Here is a 19,001-nt window from a genome sequence, read left to right as displayed (position 1 = left end):
CGTCCGGGGTGCGACGTAGGCTGACCGTCGTGACCAGTAGTCCTCCCGTCGCCAGCGAGACCGACCTCGGGCGCACCCGCCGTGCCCGCAAGATCGGCCGGGTGCTGACCGAGACGCACCCCGACGCGCATTGTGAACTGGACCACTCCAATGCCCTGGAGTTGGCCGTCGCCACCATCCTCTCCGCGCAGTGCACGGACAAGAAGGTCAACGAGGTCACGCCCAAGCTCTTCGCCCGCTACCCGAGCGCCGCGGCTTACGCCGCCGCCGACCGGGGCGAGATGGAGGAGCTGATCCGGCCCACCGGCTTCTACCGCAACAAGACCGACTCGCTGCTCAAGCTCGGGCAGGCCCTCGTCGACCGGTACGACGGGCAGGTCCCCGGCCGGCTCGTCGACCTGGTGACGCTGCCCGGCATCGGTCGCAAGACTGCCAACGTGATCCTCGGCAACGCCTTCGACGTCCCGGGCATCACCGTCGACACCCACTTCCAGCGGCTGGTCCACAGGTGGCGGCTGACCAGCGAGACCGACCCGGTGAAGATCGAGCATGCGGTCGGCGCGCTCTATCCCAAGCGCGAATGGACCATGCTGTCGCACCGGATCATCTTCCACGGGCGACGGGTCTGCCACGCCCGCAAGCCGGCCTGCGGGGCGTGCACACTCGCGAAGCTCTGCCCCTCGTACGGCGCCGGGCCGACCGAGCCGGCCGCCGCCGCCAAGCTGCTCAAGGGTCCCCGGGCCCGCGACCTCGCGGTAGCCGCCGGGGTCGACCCGGATCTGGTGCCCGCCCAGGCGGTCGCCGCGGAGGTGCCGTGAACCGCCGTCTCGCCCTGCTCGTCCTGCCGCTGCTGCTGGTCGTGGCCGGCTGCACCGCAGGCACTGCCGACGACGACCCGGCTCCCCGCCCGGCCGCCGCCGAACGACCCTCGCCGTTCCGCGACTGCGCCACGCTGGCGACGGCGCCCACGCCCACGTCACCCGGTTCCGGCACGCCGACCCCCAGCACGCCTGGTTCCGACCCGACGGCCCCTGCCGCCGGTGGCCCGGCGCTGCCCGATCTGACGCTGTCCTGCTTCACCGGTGGCGCCCCGGTCGCCCTGCGGTCCGTCGCCGGGCCGGCGGTGATCAACGTGTGGGCGTCGTGGTGCCCGCCGTGCCGCAAGGAGTTGCCCGCCTTCCAGCGGCTCAGCGAGCGGGCCGCCGGTCAGTTCCAGGTCGTCGGGGTCAACAGCCGGGACAGCCGCAGCGGCGCCCAGTCCATCGGTGAGGACTTCGGCGTCCGGTTCCCGATCCTGGTGGACCAGGGCGAGGCGCTGCAACGCGAGCTGAAGCGCAACGCCATGCCCCTGACCCTCTTCGTCGACACCGACGGCCGGATCCGGCACATCGACGCCACCGGCGCGCTCGACGACGCCCAACTCGCCAAGCTGGTTCGCCAGCACCTCGGCCTGACGGTGCCGGCGTGACCCGTCGACCACCCGAATGGATCGAGCCGCTGCTGACCCGGCTGGGCACCGCCCGCGCCGAGGATTTCACCCGGTTGGCCACCCCGGCCGAGGGCGGCCGGGAGAGCGCCGTGCTGGTGCTGCTCGGCGAGCAGCCCGGTGCCGGCCCCGACGTGCTGGTCCTGCAACGCGCCGCCACCCTGCGTACCCACGCCGGCCAGCCAGCCTTTCCCGGCGGCGCGGCCGACCCGGAGGACGCCGACGTGCGCGCCACCGCGCTGCGTGAGGCGAACGAGGAGGTCGGCCTCGACCCGACGAGCGTGACCGTCCTCGCCGAGCTGCCGAAACTGTGGATCCCGGTCAGTGACTTCGTGGTCACCCCGGTGCTGGCCTGGTGGCACGACCCGCACCCGGTGCATCCCCGGGAGCCCGCCGAGGTGGCACACGTCGCCCGGCTGCCGGTCAGCGAGTTGGTCGACCCGGCCAACCGGCTGCGGGTCCGCCACCCGAGCGGCTGGATCGGGCCGGCGTTCTCGGCACGCGGGATGCTCGTCTGGGGCTTCACCGCCGGGGTGCTGGCCACCCTGTTGGAGATGGGTGGCTGGGCGCGTCCGTGGCCGCGCGACCGGGTGGTCGAGCTGCCGCCGAGCGGGGCGACCCCGGCGCCGTCGGCGGGCACCGACGAGGCTGACGAGACAGCCCTACGCTGACCGCACGGTCACCTTCAGCAAGCGATGGTCATCTGGTGGGCGCGCTGCCCGTACGCTTGACCCGTGTCCGTCGTGGATCTCGTCCTGCTGCTGCTCATGCTCGTGTTCGCGATCAGCGGATACCGCCAGGGTTTCGTCATCGGCATCACGTCGCTGTCCGGCTTCTTCCTCGGCCTGCTGCTGGGTCTCCAGCTCGGGCCGCTGTTCGCCCGACAGTTCGTGGATGCCGGCACCCGTGTGCTGATCTCGCTCGTGGCGATCTTCGGGCTGGCCGTGGTCGGGCAGGCGCTCGCCGGCTGGCTCGGCTCGCACCTGCGTAAGACGATCACCAGCGACGTGGGCAAACGGGTCGACGACGTGGGTGGGGCGCTGGTGTCGCTGTTCGCGGTGCTGCTGCTCGCCTGGCTGGTCGCGGTGCCGCTCGGCTCGTCCTCGGTGCCCTGGCTCGCCGCGTCGGTGCGGAACAGCGCGTTGATCTCGGTGGTCAACCGGGTCGTGCCGGAACAGGCCCACCGGTTGTCCACCGCGTTGGAGGACACCGTCGACACCGACGGGTTCCCGGACGTCTTCGGTGACCTCGCGCCCACCCGGGCCCGGCAGGTCGACCCGCCCGACCCGGCGCTGGCCGGTTCGCAGGTGGTGGTCAACGGTCAGCGGTCGGTCGTCAAGGTGCTCGGCTCCGCGCCCGGCTGCTCGCGTCGCATCGAGGGCTCCGGCTTCGTGTACGCCGACGACCGGGTGATGACGAACGCGCACGTCGTAGCCGGCACCCGCTCGGTCGCCGTGGAGTTGGGCGGTGAGCGGTACGACGGCAAGGTGGTGGTCTACGACCCGGACCGGGACCTGGCCGTCCTGCTGGTGCCCGGGCTACCCGGCCCGTCCCTACGGTTCGCCGCCGGCAACGCCGGCAGCGGCTCGGACGCCATCGTGCTGGGCTTCCCGCTGGACGGCCCCTACAACGCGCAGTCGGCGCGGATCCGTGACGTCGACAAGATCAAGGGGCCGGACATCTACTCCTCCGGTGACGTCACCCGGGAGATCTACACCATCCGGGCGCTGGTGCGCAGCGGCAACTCCGGCGGCCCACTGCTGTCCGCCAACGGCCTGGTGCTCGGCGTGATCTTCGCGGCGGCGGCCGACGACCCGAACACCGGCTTCGCGGTGACCGCGGCCGAGGCTCGCCCGGTGGCGTTGGCCGGCGCCGAACGCAACCGGCAGGTCGCCACCGGCGAGTGCACCTGAGCTGCGCGGGTCAGTTCCCGGCCGGCACCGCCGGCCGAAGCGCGGTCGGTAGCTTCGCCCGCCCCCACCGCAGCCCTCGGTCCAGCACCGCACGAGCCATGATCGCCACGCACGCGCCGCCGTTGAGGAAGGACGCCACCACGTCGCTCGGATGGTGCATCCCCCGGTACATCCGGGTCAGCGCCACCCCCAGCGGCACCACCAGCAGCAGCGACCACCAGGCGACCTTCGCCCCGGTGCCACGCGCCCGCAGCGCCATCAACACGGCGATACCGACGTAGAGCGCCACCGCCGCCGAGGTGTGCCCGGACGGGAAGCTCGACGTCGGCGGCGAGACGTCCATGTGCTCCACCGCCGGCCGCCGACGGTCGATCACCAGCGTGGTCAGCAGGAACACCAGGGCCTGGGCGGTCACCGCCGCGCACAGGAACAGCGGCTCCCGCCAGCGCTTCAGCCATAGCCGTAGCGCCAACGCCACCAGCACGGTGACCACGACGATCATCTGGGTGCTGGCCAGCGTGCTGAACACCAGCGAGACGTCGTTCCAGCCGCCGGTGCGGTCGGCGGCCAACTCCCGGTTCACCGCGTCCTCCACGGTGAACGGCCAGGTCCGGGCGAGCACCCGGGTGACCAGCATCCCGAGCAGCACCATGAGACCGAACAGGAGGGCGACCGGCAGCAGAACCCGCCGGACGATCTGGACCAGGGTGTCGGACATGGGTCGGCCAGTACCCGGCGGAGGTCCTGGGCACGCCTCAGGCCGCTCCGGGTTGCCGATCGACCTCGGGGGCGACGCCGTCGCGGGTGGGCCGGACCGGCCGGAGACCGATGTGCGCCCGCCAACTGGTGAACGCGGCGGTGGTCGCCGCGACCACCGCCACCCCGAGCAGCCAACCACCCAGGACGTCGCTGGTGAAGTGCACGCCGAGCGCCACCCTGCTCAGCCCGGTGAGCACGGTGAGCAGTACGCCGGCGACCCAGAGCACGACACGCGCCACGCCCTGTCCCGCGTACGGCAGGAACACCAGCAGCAGCACCCCGGCCGCCAGCGTGGCGTTCAGCGCGTGCCCCGAGGGGAAGGAGTAGCCGGCAGCCCGGGCCACCGGTTCCAGTAACTCCGGCCGGTCGCGGCCGACGAGCAGTTTGAGCAGCGGACCGACCAGACCACCGACCACCATGGTGGTGGCCGCCCAGAGGGCCAGCCGGCGGGCTCCCCGGCGCACCAGCCAGACCACCAGGAGCAGGGCGACCGCGCGCAGCGGCATCGGCGCGAACACCTCGGTCCAGATCCGCATCAGCACGACCCAGCCCCGGTGGTCCTGCGCGTAGCCGTGCAGGGCGTCGGTGACCGTCGTGTCCAGCCGGTGCAGCGGCGCCCATGCACCGAGCACCAGCAGTGTGAGCAGCGCGAAGGGCACCAGCACCAGGAACGCCGCCACCGAGGCCAGGGTCAGTCGCAGCCCCAGCGAGTGGTCCGGGTCGAGCCGCCGGTACCGCCAGGACGACCGGTCGGCTGAGGTGAGGGTGGGCGGTCGCTGCGTACTCATTTCACGGTTCTACCCGACCGGGCGGCCGGTCAGGCCTCCTGGCGGCGCGCGGTCAGCGGGCCCGCTGACGGAACCGGCGGATCACCAGGGCGGCACTGCCGAGGAGGGCGACGACGAGCACGACCCCGATCCACAGTTGCTCCGGCGCGGACGGGTCCTGGCCGCCGGCAGCCCGGGCCGTCCAGCGGGTCTGCTGGTGGGGCGCGGTGAGGCCGAGCGGGTCGCTGCCGGCACCGGCCACCGGGCCGTCGTCAGCCGAGCCGGGAGCCGGGCCGAAACCAGTCACACCGGGCGACGTCTGGTCGTCCAACGGGTTGACGGTCACCGCAGGCACCTCGGCGGTCAGCGCGGCCACCGGGTCGACCACCCCGTACCCGAAGCGGTCGTCCCGCCCGGTCGGGCCGATGTCCCGCGCGGTGGCCAGCAACCGGTTGACCACCTCACCTGCGGGCATCTGCGGATAGCGGGACCGGACCAGAGCGGCGGTGGCCGTCACCAGTGGTGCGGCGAAGCTCGTGCCCTGCACCCGCCAGTACCCGTCGGGGGACTTCGCGCCGACCAGCCCGCTGGCGGGAGCGGTGAGCACCGTCGCCCGCCCGGTGATCGACCCGGACCACAGGTTGTCGCTGCCGCGTTCGAGGCCGGCGACAGCGACCACCCCCGGCTCGCGGGCCGGGTACCAGACCTTGGTGCTGCTGGAGGTCGCCAGGTTGCCGGTGCAGGCGATCACGACCACGTCCCGGACGAACGCGTAGTCCAGCGCCGCGGCCAGGGCCGGGCTGTCGCCGCTGCCGCCCAGGGAAAGGTTGATCACGCGGGCGCCGTTGTCGACGGCCCAGCGGACCCCCTGGGCGACGATCAACGCGTCGTCGTAGCGGTTCTGCTCGTCGAGCACCCGGACCGGCAGGATCCGGGCGTCCGGTGCCAGGCCGACGACGCCCCGCTTGTCGTCGTTGCGTCCGGCGATCAAACCGGCGACCGTCGTGCCGTGCCCCACCGGATCCGGGCCCGCCCCGCCCCCGGGGCCAACCAGATCCTTGCCGGGCAGCACCTGGCCGACCAGGTCGGGATGGTTGCCGTCCACTCCGGAGTCGACCACCGCGACGGTCACGCCCCGACCGGTCGAGCTGCGCCAGGCCGTCTCGGCCCGCAACTCGTCGAGCTGCCACTGCTCGTCGCGAACCTGGTCGGTGCGGGCAACGGCGTCGCCAGGGGCGAGCGCCATCGGCGCGCCGGCGAGCTGTCCTCCGTTGGTGGGCGTGGCGACGGGCACCGCCGCCGCGGTCGGGGCCACGACAGCGAACGCCGCAGCGACACCGAGCAGCGCCCGGCCGGCCGCTCGGCGGGCCGCTGACGGACCGCTGTGCCGAACCCCAGTCACATCCCCAGCCATTCATCCCGACGGAACCATGACGATCGGAGATTACCGGTTTCCCCACCTGTCACGGGAAGAACCGGCGAGTCAGGTCATGGTGGCGGAAGTTGTGCCAGCTGGACGAGGCGTACGCCCTCTCGCCGGGTGACCAGTCGACCACGCCCCGGCGGCAACGGACCGGGTCGTACCGGCCCGACGAGTGCGCCCTCGTCCGGGCTGCCCGCCATCACCAGACCAGAGGTGGACAACTCGCGCAGCCGTTGCACGATCGGCTCGTACTGGGCGCGGCCGGCGCCACCCGACCGGCGGGCCAGCACCAGGTGCAGCCCGACGTCGCGGGCGTGCGGCAGATGCTCCTCCAGCGCCCGCAGGGGGTTCGCCGGCCCGGCCGCCACCAGGTCGTAGTCGTCCACCAGCACGAACAGCTCCGGCCCGGACCACCAGGAGCGGTCCCGCAGTTGTTGCGGGGTGACCTCCGGTCCGGGGGCCCGCCGCTCCAGGTAACCGGCGGCCGACTCGATCAGGTCGGCGGTGTGCGCCGCGGCGGTGCCGTACCCGATCAGGTGCGGAGTCTCGATCGCGCCGAGCAGGCTGCGCCGGTAGTCGACCAGGATCACCCGGGCCTGCTCGGGAGTGAACCGCGTGATGATCGACGTGGCCAGCGCCCGCAGGAACGACGACTTGCCGCACTCCGAGTCCCCGAAGACCACGAAGTGCGGCTCGGTGCTGAAGTCGAGCAGCACCGGGCGCAGGTCCGCCTCCGCGATCCCGATCGGCAACCGCAGGCCGGTCGTCGCGGCGAGGTCCAGATCGGCGTACGGCAGCACGGGCGGGAGCAGCCGCACCCGGGGCGCCGGAGGTCCCGACCACCCGTCGCTGGCGCGCTTCACCAGATCGGCGGTGTCCCCGGCGGCAGCATCGAGCTGCGGTAACGCGGTGAGGAAGTGCAGGCCCTCCGCGGTCACCCCTCGGCCGGCGCGCTCCGGCACGTTCGCCGCCGCACGCCTCGCCACCAGCGAGTCGGACGGGTCGCCGAGGCGCAACTCCAGCCGTGAGCCGAACAGGTCCCGGATCGCCGGGCGGAAATCCAGCCAGCGCAGCGCCGTGGCGACCACATGCACCCCGTAGGACAGGCCCCGGGTGGCCAGATCGGTGACCAGAGGCTCCAGGTCGTCGTACTCGCCGCGGACGGTGCTCCAACCGTCGACCACCAGGAACACGTCGCCGAACGGATCGATGCCCGGTTGACTGGTCGTCCCCGCTGCGGCGCGACGCTGCCGGTACGCGGCCATCGACTCCATGCCCAACTCCGCGAAGCGGCGTTCCCGGTCGGCCAGCAGGGTGGTCATCTCGCCGACGGTGCGCCGTACGGCCGTCGGGTCGGCCCGGCCGGCGACCCCGCCAACGTGCGGGAGATCGCGCAGCGCGGCCAGACCACCGCCACCGAAGTCCAGGCAGTAGACCTGCACCTCGGCCGGTGTGTGGGTGAGCGCCAGCGCGCAGATCAACGTGCGCAACGCAGTGGACTTGCCGCTCTGCGGGGCGCCGACCACCGCCACGTGCCCGGCCGCACCGTCCAGTGCCAACCAGAGCAGGTCCCGGCGCTGCTCCAACGGCTTGTCCACCACGGCCAGCGGCACGCCGAGCGCGCCGTGCAGCTCCGGGTTGCCGACGGTCAGACCGCGTACCGGGTCCACCTCCACCGGGCCGAGCAGCTCGTCCAGGGCCGGGGGCGCACCGAGCGGGGGGAGCCAGACCTGGTGCGCCGGCGGGCCCTGCCCGACGAGGCGGTCCACCAGGAGGTCGAGCAGTGTCTCCCTGCCCTCCTCCTCCGCCACGACGGGCGCGACCGGGGTCGCCGGCTCCGGCACCGGGACGGCGTGCGTGGAGAAGGTGAGCAACCGGGCGCCGCCCTCGACGGTGGCACCGGTTGTCGCGGTCCGCCGGCGGACGGCGCCGGAGACGTACGCGGCCTTGAACCGGGCCAACGGGTCGGTGCCGGCGCGCAGATAACCGTGGCCCGGCGAGCGGGGCAATTCGTGCGCGTCCGGCACCCCCAGCACGGTGCGGGACTCCAGCGCGGAGAAGGTCCGCAGACCGATCCGGTACGACAGATGCGTGTCCAGCCCGCGAAGCCGTCCCTCCTCCAGTCGCTGGCTGGCGAGCAGCAGGTGCACCCCGAGCGAGCGGCCCAGCCGGCCGATCTGCACGAACAGGTCGATGAAGTCGGGCTTGGCGGAGAGCAGTTCGGAGAACTCGTCGCAGATCAGCAGCAACGACGGCATTGGGGCCAGCGGGGTGCCGGCCGCCCGGGCCCGCTCGTAGTCGCGCACGCTGGCGAAGTTGCCGGCGCGCCGAAGTAGCTCCTGACGGCGGACCAACTCCCCGTTGATCGCGTCGACCATCCGGTCGACCAGGGGCAACGCGTCGGCCAGATTGGTGATCACGGCCGCGGTGTGCGGCAACCTGTCGAACGAGGCGAAGGTGGCGCCGCCCTTGAAGTCGACGAGCACGAAGTTGAGCTGCTCGGAGCTGTGCGTGGCGGCCAACCCCAGCACCAGCGTGCGGAGCAGCTCGGACTTTCCGGAGCCGGTGGCCCCGATCAGGAGGCCGTGCGGGCCCATCCCGTCCTGGGCGGACTCCTTGAGGTCCAGCTCGATGGCACCGCCGTCGGTGCCGACCCCGATCGGCACCCGCAGCCGCTCCCGTGCCGAGCGCGGCAGCCAGCCCTGCTCAGGGGTGAAGCTTTCCGGGTCGCCGAGACCCAGCAGTTCGGGAAGACCCAGGTCGGCCTGGAGCGGGGAGTCGGGCCCGCGGGACGCGCCGGCGAGCCGGAGTGGGGCCAACCGGCGGGCGACCGCCTCGGCGTCGGCGAGGTCGAGCTGGTCGGCGGTGCCGACCTCGGCATGCCCGTCGGACGACCACGAGTGCAGTCGTCGGCCGTGCAACTCCAGCAGCAGCGCGTACCGGTCGAGCAGCCGAGGCGGCGGAGTGTCCAGGTCCAGCACGGTTACCGCGTCGATGCCGCCGTCACCGGTCAGGTCACTGGCGCCGGACAGTTCGCCGCCGTCGAGGACGACCACCACGTGCGGCCCGTCGGTGGCCGGGCCGGCCGGGCTGAACCGGGAGCGGCTGGTCAGCACGTCCGCCAGCAGCCCTTCCAAGTCGGCGGCGGAGCTGGTCACCAGCCGCAGTGGGCCGAGCGCGTCGGTGCGGCTGGGGTGGTGGGCGTGCGGCAGCCACTTCACCCATTCCCAGCAGGCGCGGCGTTCCGGCCCCGCGCAGACCGCGACGAGCAGCTCGTCGGGAGCGTGGAAGACCGCCAGCTGGGTCAGCACGGCCCGGACCAACGCCTGAGCCGCCGGGTCGCCGGTCGGTGGCCCGCCCGTGGCGGGGGTGCCCCCCTTCGCGCTGCCGGCGGGTCGGACGTGCACCCGGGCGAAGCTGCGCAGCGACAGGGCCACCGGCAGGTCCGGCACCACCGAGTACGCGTCCAGGAAGCGGCGCAGCGCGCCGGCGGTCATCGGTTCCAGCTCCTCCAGGGGCCGGGTGACCGGTGCGACGAGCGGGGTGGCCAGGGTCTGCGGCCCGACGGCGACCCGTACCACCGCGAAATCCGGGTCGCCGGGTCGTCGCTCCCAGACCCGGTGGCTGTCCACCGTCGACCAGAGCCGACCCGGGTCCGGGTGCCGGTAGAAGAGCCCGGCCCGCTGCTGGCCGGCGGTCCGCCGCACCCGCCGCCGCAACGTGGCCAGGTGTCGCAGGTACTCCCTGCGGGCGGCCATCATCTCGGACTTCTTCGGGGTGCCGGAGGCGCTGCCCCAGGACGTCACCAGCATCGCCAACGAGGAGAGCCCGAACATCCCGCCCACCACGTACGAGTAGGCGCCGCCGCCCCGGCCGAACATCATCGCCATCGCGACAGTGCCGCCGAGCATCGGCAACAGCATGAGCATCTGTTGCCAGCGCCCGCCGGCCACGACCGGGATCTCCGGTGGTGCCTCGACCGGCAGTTCGCCGGCGGGGATCTCCGGTGCCGGCCGGCGCGGCGGGCGCTTGATGACGACGGTGGACACTCGGCCTCCTGACAGCGCTGGGTAACCCGAGCCGGACTCATGGTAGGTAAAGTCCTGTCGTCCGCGCAGCCTCCGATCCCCCTCGATATGGAGACCAGTCGATGACTATCGGCCTGGCACGCGTCACCATCAGCGCGCCGCAACGGCGGCTGGACGTCGCCCTGCCGGAGCAGGTACCCCTGGCCGAGCTGCTGCCCGACGTGCTCCGACACGCTGGTGTCGGGTTGGCCGACGACGGTGAGCAGCACGGCGGGTGGGTCCTGCGCCGCACCGACGGCGGGGTGCTGGCGACCGCTCAGGCGCTGTTGCCGCAGGGGGTCCGCGACGGCGAGGTGTTGCACCTCGTGCCGGCCCGTGCGCACTGGCCCGAGCTCGAATACGACGACGTGATCGAGGCGATCGCCGACGGCGCCCGCCGCCGAGGCGGTGCCTGGTCACCCACCGCCACCCGCGTCGCCGGCCTGGCCGGTGCCGCCGTCCCGCTCGCCGTCGGGATGCTCGCCCTGTTCGCCAGCGGCCCGACGCACCGGGTCGGCTGGCTGGCGGCCGCAGCGGTGGCGCTGGTGCTCACCGTGGCCGGCGCGGTGGCCTCCCGCGCCTACGGTGACGGGACGACCGGGGCGACGCTGGGCGGCTACGCGTTGCCGTACGCGTTCACGGCCGGCGCCCTCGCGGTCGGCTCCGGCGACCCGGTCGTGCCGTTCGGACCGGCCCGCTGGGTGGGCGCCCCCGAACTGCTGGCTGGCTCGGTGACGCTGCTGCTGATGGCGCTGATCGGCCTACTCGGGGTTGCCAGCCGGCTACGGGTCTTCGTGGCCGGTGTCACGGTCGGCCTGACCGGTGCCGGGGCCGCGCTCGCAGCGCTGCTGCTGACCCCGGCCGGCACGGCAGCGGTACTGCTCAGCACGCTGGTCTTCGCCGTCGGCGTGATCCCGCTGCTGGCCATCCGGCTGGGCAAGCTGCCCCTGCCGCCCATCACCCTGCCGACCTCGACCCCTGCGGACGAGCCGGAGCGGGCCCGCGATCTGCCGGACCGGGGCCGGGTGCACGCCGCGGTGATCCGTACCGAGGAGATGCTCACCGGAATGTTGATCGGGCACGCCGTGCTGGCGGTGGCCGCAGCGGTCGTACTCGGGGTCGTCGGTGGAACGACCGGCCGGGTTCTCGTGGCGGTCACCTCGGCCGTGCTGCTGCTGCGCTCGCGGCTGTTCGTGGCGCTGCGGCACCGGGTCGCGACGGTGCTCGCCGGGCTGGCCGGCTACGCGGTGCTCGGCTGCGTACTGGTCGGCCGGGTCGACGAGCCGGGGCGGCTCGCGCTGGTCCTGGGCGGTGCGGTGCTGGCCCTGGTGGCCATCGCCGCCGGCACCGGGTACGCCCGCCGGCCAGTCTCCCCGTACCTCGCAAGGGCCGCAGACCTCACCGACACGGCCCTGGTGGTCGCCGTGGTGCCGATCGCCTGCGCGGTGCTCGACCTGTACGACCGGGCCCGGGGGCTGCTCGGCTGAGCGGCCCCCGGGCCCGGTGCGTCAACGGTCGTCAGTGAATGGATTCGCCACGCGCCTCGGCGTCCCGGGCCCGCTGGTAGGAGGCGTGGATCTCGGCCTCGGCCTCGGTGCGGCCGACCCAGGTCGCGCCCTCCACCGACTTGCCGGGCTCCAGGTCCTTGTAAACCTCGAAGAAGTGCTGGATCTCCAGCCGGTCGAACTCGCCGAGGTGGTGGATGTCGCGCAGGTGCTCCTGGCGAGGGTCCTCGTAGGGCACGCAGAGGACCTTGTCGTCCCCGCCCTTCTCGTCGGTCATCCGGAACATGCCGATGGTGCGGCAGCGGATCAGACAACCCGGGAAGGTCGGCTCGGGGACCAGCACCAGGGCGTCCAGCGGATCGCCGTCCTCGCCCAGCGTGCCCTCGATGAACCCGTAGTCGGCCGGGTATTGAGTAGAGGTGAAGAGGGTGCGATCCAGCCGGATGCGGCCGGTCTTGTGGTCCACCTCGTACTTGTTCCGGTGACCCTTGGGGATCTCAACCGTCACGTCGAAATCCATCTGCACGCTCCCTCGTCTGCCCACGCTGGCTAACGGAACCACTGGCGCCCTCCGGACAGGTGAATGCCCACCCGCCGACTCCGGCCGCCGCATAGTCTTCGGACCGAAGTAGTGTCACCCAAGCCGATTTTCGCTGGGGGAGGAGGGGGTCGTGGGGAGGGAAGATTCACACTACCGCCCGGACGGGGGCTCCGCGCACGGTACCGGACGATCCGGTTCCGGCGGTGCGACGGGTCGCGTCCCGGTGCCTGAGGCCCACCTTCCGCGGACTCCCGAGCCGGCGAACCAGGCACCGGAGACGTCGCCCGAGAGGCCCCCGCCGCTGCCCTGGCGCCCGCCGGGCGGATCACCTCCGCCCGGCCCGAACAACGGCCGCTTCCCGGTGCTCGGCGGTGACCGACCGGCGGGTGGTTCGCCGCGTGGGAGTGCGTCGGTGCCGGTCAGTCCGGCGTCGGGTGGTTCGCCACGTGGCAGTGCGTCGGTCCCGGTCAGTCCCGCGTCGGGTGGTTCGCCGCGTGGCAGTGCGTCGGTCCCGGTCAGTCCCGCGCCGGTCAGCCCGGCTTCCGGCCACACCCCGAACGCCCCCGGCGGAGTCCCGCCGCTGGGTCCGCCGATCTCCGCGCTGCCCGCGCCCGCCGATGCCGCGCCGGCACCCGTACCCGTCCCGCCGGGGCGCCGGCGACGCTCGGCGGTGCTGCTGGCCGTCGTGGTGCTGCTGGTGCTCGCCGGCGTCGGCGTCGGCGTCACCCGGCCCGGCCCGGTCGCCGGATGGCTCGGCGACGACGCCGGATCCGGCCCGACGGCTGCCGGGGTGACCCCGGATCCCGCTCCGTCGGATGTGCTGGCCGGCCCGGATCCGAATGCCCCGCTGCCCACCGCGGACGGGGTTCGTGCCGTGCTCGACCCGCTGGTCGGGGCCGCTGCCCTCGGCAGCCGGGTGAACGTCTCGGTGGCCGATGTGATCTCCGGCCAGACACTGTTCGCCAAGGGGGCGGACGACGGCACGGTGCCCGCCTCGGTGACCAAGCTGGCGACCGGGGTGACGGTGCTGGCCGCCCGTGGACCCGGCTACCGGATACCCACCCGTGCGGTGGCCGGCGCGAAGGCCGGCGAAGTGGTGATCATCGGTGGTGGCGATCCGACCCTGGCCATCGACAAGAAGGGCTACTACCCGGGAGCGGCGCGCCTGGACGACCTGGCCGCCCAGGTGCGCACCGCGCTCGGTGGGGCCACCCCGACCAGTGTGACGGTCGACGGCTCGGTCTATTCCGGCCCGGTCTACGGCCCGGGCTGGGACGACGACATCCCCACCGGCGGGTCCGGTGGGGCGGTGACCGCGCTGATGACCGACGGCGCGCGCAGGGACCCGGGGGTCGCCCACGGGGCTGCCGCGCGGTTCGCCGAGCCGGACCTGGCCGCCGGCAAAGCCTTCGCCCGGCTGCTCGGCGTGCCGGCCGACGCCGTGAAACGCGGCACGGCGCCGGCCCCGACCCAGGCTGCGGCCGGTGGCACCCCTGCGCCGGGCGTCGAGCTGGGGGTGGTGCAGTCCCCGCCGCTGATCCGGATGGTCGACATCATGATCAGCGAGAGTGACAACCTGGTGGCCGAGGCGTTGGCCCGCCAGGTCGCGTTGGCCCGCAACCAGCCGGCCTCGTTCGACGGCGGTGCCGCCGCGATGGACGCGCAGGTGGCCGAGTTGGGCCTGCCGGCCGACGAGATCACCCTTTCCGACGGCAGCGGGTTGTCCCGCCGCAACCGGATCAGCCCGTCGCTGCTGACCGACCTGATCCGCCTGGCGGCCAGCCCGGACCACCCTGAGTTGGCCGGCGTGTTCGGTGGTCTGCCGGTGGGCGGCTGGTCCGGCACCTTGGACGAGCGCTACCGGAACACCCCCGGCACCGCCGCCGGTGCGGGCAGCGTCCGCGCCAAGACCGGCACGCTGACCGCCGTGCACTCCATCGCGGGCCTGGTCACCACCGCCGACGGTCGACTGCTCACCTTCGCCGTGCTCAGCGACCAGGTGCCGGGCGGGAAGGAGACCGCCCAACCGGCGCTGGACCGGATCACCGCCGCGTTGGCCGGCTGCGGCTGCGGCTGACCGTCGCCGGGCGGGATCGTCCGGCCCCTGCCGGAGCCGCCATCGGCGTCGATCGAGGACGCGAGGCCGGGCCGGGGTGTCGCGGCGCGGGTACGGTGGGTTCATGGCGCAGTTCGTGGACTGGGATCTGGCCGCCGCCACCGCGGGGGCGTTGAGCAAGTCGGGCCCCCGGGTGTCGTACGCCGAGGCCACCGACGTGGTCGGCGACCTGCGTCGGCTGACCGATGAGGCGGCCGGGCACGTGGCCGACTACACGGGGTTGAAGGCGCAGGTGGCGCACCCGCCGGTGCGGGTGGTCGACCGCCGCGACTGGGCGGCGACCAACATCGCCGGCCTTCGTGAGGTGATCACCCCGCTGGTGAGTCGGCTCTCCGGCGACAAGCAGCCGGGCGCGTTGACCGAGGCGATCGGGTCCCGGTTGACCGGGGTGCAGGCCGGGACGGTGCTGGCCTACCTCTCCGGCCGGGTGCTCGGCCAGTACGAGGTCTTCTCGGCCGACCCGGGCCAACTGCTGCTGGTCGCACCGAACATCGTCGAGGTCGAGCGCAAGCTCGGTGCGGACCCACGGGACTTCCGCCTCTGGGTCTGCCTGCACGAGGTGACCCACCGGACCCAGTTCACGGCCGTCCCGTGGATGCGGGCCTACTTCCTGAGTGAGGTGCAGGCGTTCGTCGACGCCTCCTCCAGCGGGAGCGAGCACCTGGTCGAGCGCTTGCGGCGCGGCGTGGCCACCCTGTCCGAGGCGGTCCGCGACCAGGACAGCCGCACCAGCGTGCTGGACATCGTGCAGACCCCGGCCCAGCGGGCCGTGCTGGACCGGCTCACCGCGCTGATGACCCTGCTGGAGGGGCACGCCGAGTTCGTCATGGACGGCGTCGGCCCCCAGGTGATCCCGAGCGTGGAGCGGATCCGGGCGTCGTTCAACCGCCGCCGGGAGGCCGGCAACCCGCTGGAGAAGGCGATCCGCCGGCTGCTCGGCGTGGACGTCAAGATGCGCCAGTACGCCGAGGGGCGCAAGTTCGTGCACGGCGTGGTGGAGCGGGTCGGCATGGAGGGCTTCAACTCCATCTTCAACTCCCCGCTCACCCTGCCCCGGCTGTCGGAGTTGGGCGACCCGGACGCCTGGGTGGCCCGCGTGCACGGCCCGGCCGGCACCTTCCCGGCCGCTGGCTGACCACCCGCCGGTGGCCGCGCTCGCCCCGCCGGTGGCCGCGATCCGGGTGGCGGTCCGCCGTGCGCTGACCGGCCTGGCGTCGGACGGGCCGGTGCTTGTCGCCTGCTCGGGCGGCGCCGACTCGCTCGCCCTCGCGGCGGCCACCGTCTTCGTGGCACCCCGGCTGGGTCGCGGCACGGTGCTCGTCACCGTCGACCACGGTCTGCAGGACGGCTCCGCGGAGCGCGCCGAGGCGGTGGCTGCCTGGGCCAGTGGGGCCGGTTTCACGGCCACGTCCGTGGTCCGGGTGGAGGTGGCCGGGCGCTCGGGTGGGCCGGAGGCAGCAGCCCGGGACGCCCGTTACGAGGCGCTGGCCGAGGCTGCCCGGCAGCACGACGCGGTCGCGGTGCTCACCGGGCACACCCGTGACGACCAGGCGGAGACGGTGCTGCTCGCGCTCGCCCGGGGCGCCGGCCCACGCGGGCTGGCCGGGATGCCGGTCCGGCGGGAGCTGGACGGTGTGCCGCTGCTGCGCCCGCTGCTGGAGATCGGCCGGGACCAGACGCGCGCCGCGTGCGCCGTGCTCGGGCTGCGCCCATGGCAGGACCCGCACAACACCGACCCGTCGTACGCCCGCTCCCGGGTGCGGGCCGACCTGCTCCCGGCGTTGGTGCGGGCGCTCGGGCCCGGGGTGGTGGACAACCTCGCGCGGACCGCCCGGTTGGTGGCGGCCGACAACGCCGCGCTCGACGAGGTGGCGGGGGCAGCGCTGGCGGCGGCTCGGCACCCCGACGGCGGGCTCTCCGCGCCCGCGCTACTCGCCCTGGCCCCCGCGGTACGCGGCCGGGTGCTGCACGCTTGGGCGCGGGAGCTGGGCGCCCAGCCGGGTGCGTTGTCGCACCGGCATGTCAACGCGCTGGACGCCCTGGTCACCGAGTGGCACGGTCAGGGCCCGGCGGACCTGCCCGGGGGGGTCCGGGTGCTCCGTCGCGCCGACCGGCTAGCACCCGTGGCGGCCAGTTGAATGCCCTTCACTGTGCGTCAACCGACCCACGATTCCGGACCGCCGGGTGGTGCGCGGCTTGAGGCAGAGCGGGGCGCTGGCGTCGGTCGCCTGGCCGGGCCGTGCGGTCGGCGGAGTTGGTGTCAGCCGCTGTGCGCCCGGTCCCGGAAGGTGGTCCGGTAGCTGTGTGGGGTGGCGCCGACCCGGCGGCTGAAGTGGTGGCGAAGCGCCGCCGCGTCGCCGAAGCCGGCCTGGTCGGCGACCGCCTCCACGCTCAACGGGGTCTCCTCCAGCAGTCGCCGGGCCAGTAGCACCCGCTGGTTGGTGAGCCAGTCGTGTGGCGTGGTGCCGGTCTCGGCGCGGAAGCGGCGGGCGAACGTGCGGGGTGCCATGCCGGCGCGAGCGGCCAACTCCTCCACGGTGATCGTCCGGTCCAGGTGACCCATCAGCCACTCCAGCACCGGCTCCAGGGTGGGGGCCTCGGGCGCCTTCGGGATGGGCGCCTCGACGTACTGGGACTGGCCGCCGTCACGGTGCGGCGGGACCACCATCCGCCGGGCCAGCCGGGTCGCGGTGGCCGAGCCGTGCTCCTGGCGGACCAGGTGCAGGCAGGCGTCGATGCCTGCTGCGGTGCCGGCGCTGGTGAGTAGCCGGCCGTCCTGGACGTAGAGCGAGTTGCACCGCACCCGGGCGCGGGGGTGCCGGCGTTGCAGCTCGTCCACGTACCGCCAGTGGGTCGTGCACTCCCGGTCGTCCAGCAGCCCGGCCTCGCCGAGCAGGAAGGCCCCGGAGCAGACGCTGAACAGGTGCGCTCCGCGGGCGTCGGCTCGGCGTAGTGCGTCCAGCACGGGGCCGGGGACGGTGGTGCCCTGGCTGTGCGCGGGAACGGCCACCAGGTCGGCCTCGTCGATCGGGTCGAGGTCGGCGTGCGGGGTGAGGTGGAAGCCGGACGACGTACGCACCGGAGCGCCGTCGGGGCTGCACACCTGGAAGCGGTAGGCGGGAAATCCGTCGGCGGTGCGGTCGGTGCCGAAAACCTCGGCGAGCACGCCGAGCTCGAAGGGGGCGACCTGGTCGAGGGCGAGAACGGCAACGGACCGGAGCATGTGACGAGGGTAACCCGACGGGTGGCAGTAAATCGATGACCAATGGCATTGCTGCCACTGTCCGGTCGGCGCGAGTGGCCGCAGACTGGTCTCAGTCCGGTGCGCACCGGCGGCGAAACCGACAGCAATCATGCGAAAGCGAGCGCCGCCATGGAGTTCCTACTCTTCCTCCTGTTCCTCGTCCTGCTCGTCGCCGCCTCGGCGGCCGGCCTCACCGTCGACAGTCACGACTCGGCCGACTGGAAGCCCACTGACGACGGCCGCCGTTGGCGGTCACGCACCAACTGATGCCATTAGTGCAGTTTGCCGAGAAAATCCCTGGCGGGACCGCGCCAAAAGGTGCGGCCCCGCCGACGGAGGCCATCGGACGTACGGCAGGCTAGGAGTCATGGCTGACGGCTCCTGGTACGACGCCGACATCGACCACGTGATCATTTCCGAGGCGCAGATCCGCGAGAAGACGGCGGAGCTGGCCAAGCAGGTCTCCGCCGACTACGCCCACGTGGGCGACGGGCTGCTGCTGGTGTGCGTACTCAAGGGTGCGGTGATGTTCATGGCGGACTTCGCGCGGGCCCTGGGCCGCAACGGCCCGCCGGCCGAGCTGGACTTCATGGCCATCTCCTCCTACGGCCAGGGCACCACCTCGTCCGGGGTCGTCCGCATCCTCAAGGACCTGGACCGGGACATCGCCGGTCGGCACGTGGTGGTCGTCGAGGACATCGTCGACTCCGGGCTCACCCTCTCCTGGCTGCTGCGCTACCTGGAGTCGCGCTCGGCGGCGAGCGTCGAGGTGGTCGCGCTGTTCCGCAAGCCGGACGCGGTCAAGGTGCCGGTCCCGGTGAAGTACGTCGGCTTCGACATCCCCACCGAGTTCGTGGTCGGGTACGGCCTGGACTTCGCCGAGCGCTACCGGGAGCTGCCGTACGTCGGCGTGCTCAAGCCCGAGGTCTACGCCCGCTCCTGACACCCGGGTTCTGAGCCGTAGCGACGGCTCGGCGGCGGCGTGAGGCCCCTTCGCATCGGCATCCATCAAGCCGACGTTCAGCGCGCTCTCAGGTGTTGCGGTTACCGTGGACCACGGTGGCCCGGAGGTTACTCCGCGCCCGACCCCCTCGACCGCGTGACCGGGCGTTCGGGTGGCCGGGCCGGACTCCTCGCCACGCCGGTTCCGACCCGGGGCGTTTGATGGTGCACGACTGCG

General features: G+C 73.2%; 16 protein-coding genes. 10 read left to right on the top strand and 6 right to left on the bottom strand.

Annotated elements, in window-relative coordinates; translation table 11 throughout:
* The first annotated feature begins 29 nt into the window (after positions 1-29).
* The 4 genes from nth (at position 30) to O7614_RS31990 (ending at position 3,399) form a co-directional block, all read left to right on the top strand.
* A complete protein-coding gene (nth, locus tag O7614_RS32005) occupies positions 30-818 on the top strand; it encodes an endonuclease III (RefSeq protein ID WP_347404390.1) in 789 nt (262 codons plus the stop codon).
* Positions 815-1,468 (top strand): redoxin family protein, encoded by a 654-nt coding sequence (locus O7614_RS32000; protein WP_278142065.1) that lies wholly within the window; start codon positions 815-817, stop codon positions 1,466-1,468. The genes nth and O7614_RS32000 overlap by 4 nt, the downstream gene beginning before the upstream one ends.
* Complete coding sequence (locus O7614_RS31995) at positions 1,465-2,157, top strand: CoA pyrophosphatase (protein ID WP_278142064.1); 693 nt, start codon at positions 1,465-1,467, stop codon at positions 2,155-2,157. The genes O7614_RS32000 and O7614_RS31995 overlap by 4 nt, the downstream gene beginning before the upstream one ends.
* Before the next feature lie 63 nt (positions 2,158-2,220).
* Entirely contained in the window at positions 2,221-3,399 is a 1,179-nt protein-coding gene (locus O7614_RS31990; RefSeq protein ID WP_278142063.1) for a MarP family serine protease, read from the top strand.
* A gap of 10 nt (positions 3,400-3,409) precedes the next feature.
* Here the strand turns inward: O7614_RS31990 and O7614_RS31985 are convergent, their stop codons facing one another.
* From O7614_RS31985 to eccCa, 4 genes are all read right to left on the bottom strand, one after another.
* Positions 3,410-4,117, bottom strand: a complete 708-nt coding sequence (locus tag O7614_RS31985) for a phosphatase PAP2 family protein (protein ID WP_278142062.1) — start codon at positions 4,115-4,117, stop codon at positions 3,410-3,412.
* A gap of 37 nt (positions 4,118-4,154) precedes the next feature.
* Positions 4,155-4,946, bottom strand: a complete 792-nt coding sequence (locus O7614_RS31980; RefSeq protein WP_278142061.1) for a phosphatase PAP2 family protein — start codon at positions 4,944-4,946, stop codon at positions 4,155-4,157.
* 52 nt (positions 4,947-4,998) lie between these two features.
* Positions 4,999-6,339, bottom strand: a complete 1,341-nt coding sequence (mycP, locus tag O7614_RS31975; protein ID WP_278142060.1) for a type VII secretion-associated serine protease mycosin — start codon at positions 6,337-6,339, stop codon at positions 4,999-5,001.
* A 74-nt stretch (positions 6,340-6,413) separates the two neighbouring features.
* Positions 6,414-10,397: a type VII secretion protein EccCa gene (eccCa, locus tag O7614_RS31970; RefSeq protein WP_278142059.1), complete on the bottom strand. Its 3,984-nt coding sequence runs from the start codon at positions 10,395-10,397 to the stop codon at positions 6,414-6,416.
* A 101-nt stretch (positions 10,398-10,498) separates the two neighbouring features.
* Between eccCa and eccD the strand changes: the two genes are divergently transcribed.
* Entirely contained in the window at positions 10,499-11,902 is a 1,404-nt protein-coding gene (gene eccD, locus O7614_RS31965) for a type VII secretion integral membrane protein EccD (protein WP_278142058.1), read from the top strand.
* A gap of 31 nt (positions 11,903-11,933) precedes the next feature.
* Here the strand turns inward: eccD and O7614_RS31960 are convergent, their stop codons facing one another.
* Complete coding sequence (locus tag O7614_RS31960; protein ID WP_278142057.1) at positions 11,934-12,440, bottom strand: inorganic diphosphatase; 507 nt, start codon at positions 12,438-12,440, stop codon at positions 11,934-11,936.
* A 691-nt stretch (positions 12,441-13,131) separates the two neighbouring features.
* Between O7614_RS31960 and dacB the strand changes: the two genes are divergently transcribed.
* From dacB to tilS, 3 genes are all read left to right on the top strand, one after another.
* The gene (gene dacB, locus O7614_RS31955; RefSeq protein WP_278142452.1) at positions 13,132-14,538 is read left to right on the top strand and encodes a D-alanyl-D-alanine carboxypeptidase/D-alanyl-D-alanine-endopeptidase; all 1,407 of its coding nucleotides are present in this window, start codon (positions 13,132-13,134) and stop codon (positions 14,536-14,538) included.
* A gap of 103 nt (positions 14,539-14,641) precedes the next feature.
* Positions 14,642-15,712, top strand: coding sequence for a zinc-dependent metalloprotease (locus O7614_RS31950; RefSeq protein ID WP_278142056.1), 1,071 nt, complete (start codon positions 14,642-14,644; stop codon positions 15,710-15,712).
* 10 nt (positions 15,713-15,722) lie between these two features.
* Complete coding sequence (gene tilS, locus O7614_RS31945; protein WP_278142055.1) at positions 15,723-16,715, top strand: tRNA lysidine(34) synthetase TilS; 993 nt, start codon at positions 15,723-15,725, stop codon at positions 16,713-16,715.
* Between the two features lie 122 nt (positions 16,716-16,837).
* Here tilS and O7614_RS31940 read toward each other — a convergent pair whose 3' ends face one another.
* Positions 16,838-17,800, bottom strand: a complete 963-nt coding sequence (locus tag O7614_RS31940; protein WP_278142054.1) for a helix-turn-helix domain-containing protein — start codon at positions 17,798-17,800, stop codon at positions 16,838-16,840.
* Positions 17,801-17,950: 150 nt separating this feature from the next.
* Between O7614_RS31940 and O7614_RS31935 the strand changes: the two genes are divergently transcribed.
* The gene (locus O7614_RS31935) at positions 17,951-18,088 is read left to right on the top strand and encodes a hypothetical protein (RefSeq protein WP_179781303.1); all 138 of its coding nucleotides are present in this window, start codon (positions 17,951-17,953) and stop codon (positions 18,086-18,088) included.
* 100 nt (positions 18,089-18,188) lie between these two features.
* Entirely contained in the window at positions 18,189-18,764 is a 576-nt protein-coding gene (gene hpt, locus O7614_RS31930) for a hypoxanthine phosphoribosyltransferase (RefSeq protein WP_112582849.1), read from the top strand.
* Positions 18,765-19,001: the final 237 nt, after the last annotated feature.

Origin of the sequence: Micromonospora sp. WMMD961, assembly GCF_029626145.1 — a bacterium.
In the GTDB taxonomy this organism is placed as follows: domain Bacteria; phylum Actinomycetota; class Actinomycetes; order Mycobacteriales; family Micromonosporaceae; genus Micromonospora.
This window is presented reverse-complemented; position numbering and strand designations above follow the sequence as displayed.